The sequence below is a fragment of the Micrococcus sp. MS-ASIII-49 genome (assembly GCF_000946635.1).
GTDB classification, from domain to species: Bacteria; Actinomycetota; Actinomycetes; order Actinomycetales; family Micrococcaceae; genus Micrococcus; species Micrococcus luteus.
The window spans coordinates 1-5,677 of sequence record NZ_JXSP01000013.1; the positions used below are offsets into that span (position 1 = coordinate 1).

7 protein-coding genes are annotated in these 5,677 nt (G+C 73.7%); all 7 read right to left on the bottom strand.

Annotated features, from left to right (window positions below):
- On the bottom strand, positions 1 to 297 hold a 297-nt coding region (locus tag SJ20_RS00810; protein WP_044658605.1), incomplete at its 3' end, for a translation initiation factor IF-2 N-terminal domain-containing protein.
- A 191-nt stretch (positions 298 to 488) separates the two neighbouring features.
- Entirely contained in the window at positions 489 to 830 is a 342-nt protein-coding gene (locus tag SJ20_RS00815) for a YlxR family protein (RefSeq protein ID WP_036334361.1), read from the bottom strand.
- A 42-nt stretch (positions 831 to 872) separates the two neighbouring features.
- The gene (gene nusA, locus SJ20_RS00820; RefSeq protein ID WP_036314069.1) at positions 873 to 1,859 is read right to left on the bottom strand and encodes a transcription termination factor NusA; all 987 of its coding nucleotides are present in this window, start codon (positions 1,857 to 1,859) and stop codon (positions 873 to 875) included.
- Position 1,860: 1 nt separating this feature from the next.
- Entirely contained in the window at positions 1,861 to 2,448 is a 588-nt protein-coding gene (gene rimP, locus SJ20_RS00825) for a ribosome maturation factor RimP (protein ID WP_044658606.1), read from the bottom strand.
- A 130-nt stretch (positions 2,449 to 2,578) separates the two neighbouring features.
- Positions 2,579 to 3,328, bottom strand: coding sequence for a TSUP family transporter (locus SJ20_RS00830; RefSeq protein WP_186319457.1), 750 nt, complete (start codon positions 3,326 to 3,328; stop codon positions 2,579 to 2,581).
- A 43-nt stretch (positions 3,329 to 3,371) separates the two neighbouring features.
- On the bottom strand, positions 3,372 to 5,198 hold the full coding sequence (locus SJ20_RS00835) for a proline--tRNA ligase (RefSeq protein ID WP_044658608.1): 1,827 nt from the start codon (positions 5,196 to 5,198) through the stop codon (positions 3,372 to 3,374).
- 120 nt (positions 5,199 to 5,318) lie between these two features.
- On the bottom strand, positions 5,319 to 5,603 hold the full coding sequence (locus SJ20_RS00840; protein WP_235281205.1) for a GNAT family N-acetyltransferase: 285 nt from the start codon (positions 5,601 to 5,603) through the stop codon (positions 5,319 to 5,321).
- Positions 5,604 to 5,677 lie beyond the last annotated feature (74 nt).

The following is a 5,677-nucleotide window of genomic DNA, read 5'->3' on the forward strand; positions in this document are numbered from 1 at the left end:
CGAGGCGTGCAGGAAGTCGAACTCGCCGGCATTCGACGTGGGGGCCGCGGCGCGCGGCGACGGGGCGGCCGCCGGCTTCGGCGCGGCGGAACGGCCCGGGGCGGCGGGCGTGGAACCGGGCTTGGCGGCGGACTTGCCGGCGCCCGGGTAGGCGTTGCGCAGCTTCTTGACCACCGGGGGCTCGATGGTGGACGAAGCCGAGCTGACGAACTCGCCGAGGTCCTTGAGCGTGCTCAAGGCCTCCTTCGAGGTGATGCCGAGCTCCTTGGCGAGCTCATGGACGCGGACCTTGGCCACGGTTCTCCTGTTCTGGCCCCACGGGCCGGAACGGAGCCGCTCGGGCTGTCCGTCTCAGCGCGTCCTGGGACCGTTGACGTTGCTCCAGGCCGTCGCGCGCACCACCAGGGCACGCGCACCACGGCCTGCCTGATAGCAGGGGGTGAAGTTCATCGCTGGGCACTCATGCTTCAGTGCTCATCGGGTACGCATCAGATCTCTGACCCGCCTTCATCTGTCGGTCTGTCAGCCGGTGCCTCCGCGGTGCGGACCAGCGCGTCGGCGTCGACGGCGGACCGGAAGGCCCGCCCGAACGCGCGGCGGCGCAGGGCGAGGTGGAGGCAGTCCTCGCCGGGGTGCAGCCACGCACCCCGGCCGGGACGGCGTCGTTCCGGGTCCCAGACGACGGATGGGGGTTCCGTCGAGGAGTCCAGGGCGACGCGCACCAGCTCTTGCTGGTCCGCCCTCGATCGGCATCCGATGCAGGTGCGCACGACCGTCCGAGACGTCATGCGTTCACCCCTCACGGGCGTCGGATCGAGAAAGGACCTCATCCATCCTAGCGCGTCCGGGCCCGGATCTGTTCCCGGGGACGGTCAGCGTCCCGGGGCGGAGGTGGTGACCCCGTCGCCGACGATGTCGATCCGCCAGCCCGTGAGCTTGGCCGCGAGGCGGGCGTTCTGGCCCTCCTTGCCGATGGCCAGGGACAGCTGGTACTCCGGCACCACGGCGCGGGCCGAGTGCTGGTCCGCGTCGAGGATCTCCACCGAGACGGTCGTGGCGGGCGAGAGGGCGTTGGCGATCATCGCGGCGGGGTCGTCCACGTGGTCGACGATGTCGATCTTCTCGTCGTTGAGCTCCGTCATGACGGCGCGTACGCGGCTGCCCATCTCCCCGATGGAGGCGCCCTTGGCGTTCACCCCGGGGCGGGTGGCGCGCACGGCCATCTTGGTGCGGTGGCCGGCCTCGCGGGCCAGCGCCGTGATCTCGACCGAGCCGTCCGCGATCTCCGGGACCTCGAGCTCGAAGAGCTTGCGCACGAGGCCGGGGTGCGAGCGGGACACCGTGACGGACGGGCCCTTGGCGCCGCGCGTCGCGGAGACCACGTAGGCGCGGATCCGGCGGCCGTGGGCGTAGTCCTCGCCGGGCACCTGCTCGGGCGGCGGGAGGACGGCCTCGAGGGTGCCGAGGTTCACCTGGACCATGTGGCGGTTCAGGCCCTGCTGGATGACGCCGGAGACGAGCTCGCCCTCCTTGTCCTTGAACTCGCCGAGGACCTTGTCGTCGTCCTCCTCGCGCATGCGCTGGATCATCACCTGGCGCGCCGTGGAGGCGGCCACCCGGCCGAAGCCGTTCGGGGTGTCGTCGAACTCGCCGATGGGCGTGTCGTCCTCGTCCAGCTCCGTGGCCCACACGGTGACGTGGCCGGTCGCGCGGTCGATCTCCACGCGGGCGCGCTTCAGGGCCCCCGGGGTGCGGTGGTACGCCATGAGCAGGGCCTGCTCGATGGTGGGGATGAGGCGGTCCATCGGGATCTCCCGCTCCGCCTCCAGCATGCGCAGCGCGCTCATGTCGATGTCCAACTCATGCCTCCGTGTGCTCGGCCGTGTCCTCGCCCGCGGCGGCGTCGGCGTCGCCGGCCTGCTGAGCGGGGCTCCACTCTACCTGCACGATCGCCGGACCGAGGCGGTCGAGGGCGACCCGCTCGGTGGGCAGCTCCTTGGCCCTCATGCCCTTCTTCGCGGGCGGGCGCACCACGGCCAGCTCGACGTCGTCGTCCGTCACGCCCTTCAGGCGGGCGGTCACAGGCGCGGCGTCGTCGACCGAGACCTCGACGAGACGGCCGACGTTGCGGGCGAAGTGGCGGGGCTCGGTGAGCGGGCGGTCCACGCCCGCGGTGGTGACCTCCAGCAGGTACTCCCCCGCGCCGACGCCGGGCACGTGGTCGCCCAGGGCGTCGAGGGCGGCGGAGACCCGGCCGGAGAGGCGGGCGACGTCGTCCAGGCTCAGACCCCGGGTGCCCGAGGCGCGGTCGAGGACCACCTCGACGGTGCGGTGCTCGGCGGTGCCCGTGGCGCGCACCTGCTCCACCACCACGTCGTCGGCCGCCAGTGCCTCCTCGACGCGGATGCGCAGCTCGGCGAGGTCGTCGCGGCGGTCGGTGCTGTCCATGGGGTGCCTCACTCGTCGGGTCGGGGCCGCCGCGCCACGCGGGCGGGGGCCGGGGTCGGGATCCGGGGCCGAGCCTACCGGCGGCCCACGGCGGGGCCGAGTGCTCCCGACCGGGTCGGACGGGGCGGGGTCAGCGCAGCAGCGGGGCGAGGGTGTCCGCGCCGACCTTGACGATGAGCGCGGTCACCACCATGAGGTACACCACGCGGATGAAGCCGGTGCCGCGGGCGATCGCCATGCGGGCCCCCACGTAGCCGCCCACGAGGTTGGCCGCGCCGAGCAGCAGCCCCAGGCCCAGCACCGCGTGCCCCGAGGGCACGAAGTACGCGAGGGCGCCGAGGTTGGTCGCGAGGTTGACCACCTTCGCCTGTGCCGAGGCGTGCAGGAAGTCGAACTTGAGCAGCAGGACCAGCCCCAGGATGAGGAACGTGCCCGTGCCGGGGCCGAGGACGCCGTCGTAGAAGCCCACCGCCGCGCCGAGCGCCACGGCCCGGGCCAGCGCGGTGCTCCGCCGCGGTCCCACGCCGGCGACCTGCCCGAGGCCCGGGCGCACGGCCGTGAACACGGCGACGGCGATCAGCGCCACCAGGATCACGGGCCGGATCACGCCGGCCGGCAGATGCGCAGCGACCACGGCCCCGCCCAGGGCCGCCGCGAAGGCGACGGCGGCCATCGGCAGTGCGGTGGACAGGTCCTGCCGCAGGCGCCGCCGGTAGGTGAGCGCCGACGTCGCCGTGCCGAACACCGAGCCGAGCTTGTTGGTGGCCAACGCCTGGATCGGGCTCAGCCCGGGCACGAGCAGCAGGGCCGGCAGCTGCAGGAGCCCGCCCCCGCCCACGACGGCGTCGATCCAGCCCGCCGCGAAGCCCGCGGCGAGCACGAGGACGAGCAGTCCGGCGGTCAGCTCGACGGCGCCGAACCACTCAGCGCCCGTGGCGCACCTCCGCGAGCACCGCCGCGACGGCCCCGTCCACGGGCACGGGGCGCGCCTCGCCGGTGGCCCGGTCCTTGAGCTCGAGCTCACCGTCGGCCAGGCCGCGGCCGATCACCACGGTGGTGGGCACGCCGATGAGCTCGGCGTCCTTGAACTTCACGCCGGGGCTGACCTTCGGACGGTCGTCCACGAGCACGGTCAGGCCCTCGGCCTCGAGGCCCGCCGCGAGGGTCTCGGCGGCGGCGAAGCCGTCCTCGCCCTTCGTGGCGACGACGACGTGCACGTCCGCCGGGGCCACCGCGCGCGGCCACGCCAGGCCCTTGTCGTCGTGGTAGCGCTCGGCGATCGCGGCGACGGCGCGCGTGATGCCGATGCCGTAGGAGCCCATGGTCACCACGACCTGCTTGCCGTGGACGTCGAGGACCTTCAGGTCGAGGGCCTCGGCGTACTTGCGGCCGAGCTGGAAGATGTGGCCCATCTCCATGCCGCGGCGGGTGTGCAGCGGGCCGGAGCCGTCCGGGGCCTCGTCGCCCTCACGCACCGCGGTGGCCTCGAGCACGCCGTCCCACGTGAAGTCGCGGCCGGCCACGAGGCCGAACACGTGGCGCTGGTCCGCGTTCGCGCCGGTGATCCACGCGGTGCCGGGGGCGATGCGCGGGTCCACGAAGAAGGGCAGGCCCGAGACGGAGCCCTCCGCGCCGAGCACCGGGGTGCCCTCGACCGCATCGGCGGCCGCGGGGCCGATGTAGCCCTTGACCAGGGCGGGGTGCGCGGCCAGGTCCGCGGCGGTCGCGGCCTCGAGCGTGGGCTCGCCGACCACGCCGAGCGCCGGGCCCACGGACGCCTCGAGGCGCTTGAGGTCCACCTCACGGTCGCCGGGCACGCCCACGACGAACGAGCGGCGCTCGCCGCCGTCCACCACCGCGGTGACCACGACGCACTTGAGCGTGTCCGCGGCGGTCCACGGCTCGCCCTCGCGCGGGGCCAGCCGGTTGGCGACGTCCACGAGCGCGGCGATGGTGGTGGAGACCGGGGTGTCCTTGACCTCGGCGGCGGGCAGGGCCGCCATGGCCGCCTCGTCCAGCGGGGCGGGGGCCACCGTGGTGACGGCCTCGACGTTGGCGCGGTAGCCGCCGTCGGACTCGACGAAGGTGTCCTCGCCCACCTCGGTGGGGTGCAGGAACTCCTCGGAGCGGGAGCCGCCCATCGCACCGGAGGTGGCCCGCACCGGCACGACCTCGAGGCCGAGACGGTCGAAGATCCGCAGGTAGGCGGCCCGATGGGCCTCGTACGCGGCGTCCAGGCCGGCGTCGTCCACCGTGAAGGAGTAGGAGTCCTTCATGATGAACTCGCGCCCGCGCAGCAGGCCGGCGCGCGGGCGGGCCTCGTCCCGGTACTTGGTCTGGATCTGGTACAGGTACGCGGGCAGGTCCTTGTACGAGGAGTACAGGTCCTTCACCAGGAGCGTGAACATCTCCTCGTGCGTGGGGGCCAGGAGGTAGTCGTTGCCCCTGCGGTCCTGCAGGCGGAACAGCCCGTCGCCGTACTCCTCCCAGCGCCCCGTGGCCTCGTAGGGCTCCCGCGGCAGCAGCGCCGGGAAGTGCACCTCCTGGGCGCCGATCGCGTCCATCTCCTCGCGCACGATCCGCTCCACCTTGGCCAGCACCTTCAGGCCCAGCGGCAGCCACGAGTAGATGCCCGGGGCCGCGCGACGGATGTAGCCGGCACGGACGAGGAGCCTGTGGCTCGCCACCTCGGCCTCCGCCGGGTCGTCGCGCAGGGTGCGCAGGAACAGGGTGGACATGCGCAGGGGCATGACGGGGCCTCCTCGGACGGGCTCGCGCGGTCGGGGGCGGCGCGCGGGACGGGACGACGCCGGCACGGGGTGCCCGGCGTCCTGACCGCCGATCCTATCGCCCGCGCAGGGTCCGCCGGGTCAGTACAGGACGGTCGCGAACGTGCCGCGCCGCTCGAACCCCACGCGCTCGTACGTGCGCAGCGCGGGGGTGTTGTACGCGTTGACGTAGAGGCTGACCACGGGCGCCTGGAGGCGCACGTAGTCCACGACGGCGGCCATCGCCGACGCCGCCAGCCCTCGGCCCCGCGCGGCGGGGGCCATCCACACGCCCTGGATCTGGGCGCACCGGGAGGAGAGCAGACCGATGTCCGCCTTGAAGCGCAGCGGGCCGCCCGCGTCGCGCGGGCCCGGGTCGATGAACACGCGCCCCGCATGGATCAGCCGCTCGACGCGGTCACGGTACGGTCACCACCATGAGGTACACCACGCGGATGAAG

Excerpts from the sequence above, each read along its gene's own strand:
- SJ20_RS00815 (WP_036334361.1), bottom strand. The coding sequence starts at position 830 with ATGAGGTCCTTTCTCGATCCGACGCCCGTGAGGGGTGAACGCATGACG.
- rimP (WP_044658606.1), bottom strand. The coding sequence starts at position 2,448 with ATGGACAGCACCGACCGCCGCGACGACCTCGCCGAGCTGCGCATCCGC.
- SJ20_RS00835 (WP_044658608.1), bottom strand. The coding sequence starts at position 5,198 with ATGCCCCTGCGCATGTCCACCCTGTTCCTGCGCACCCTGCGCGACGAC.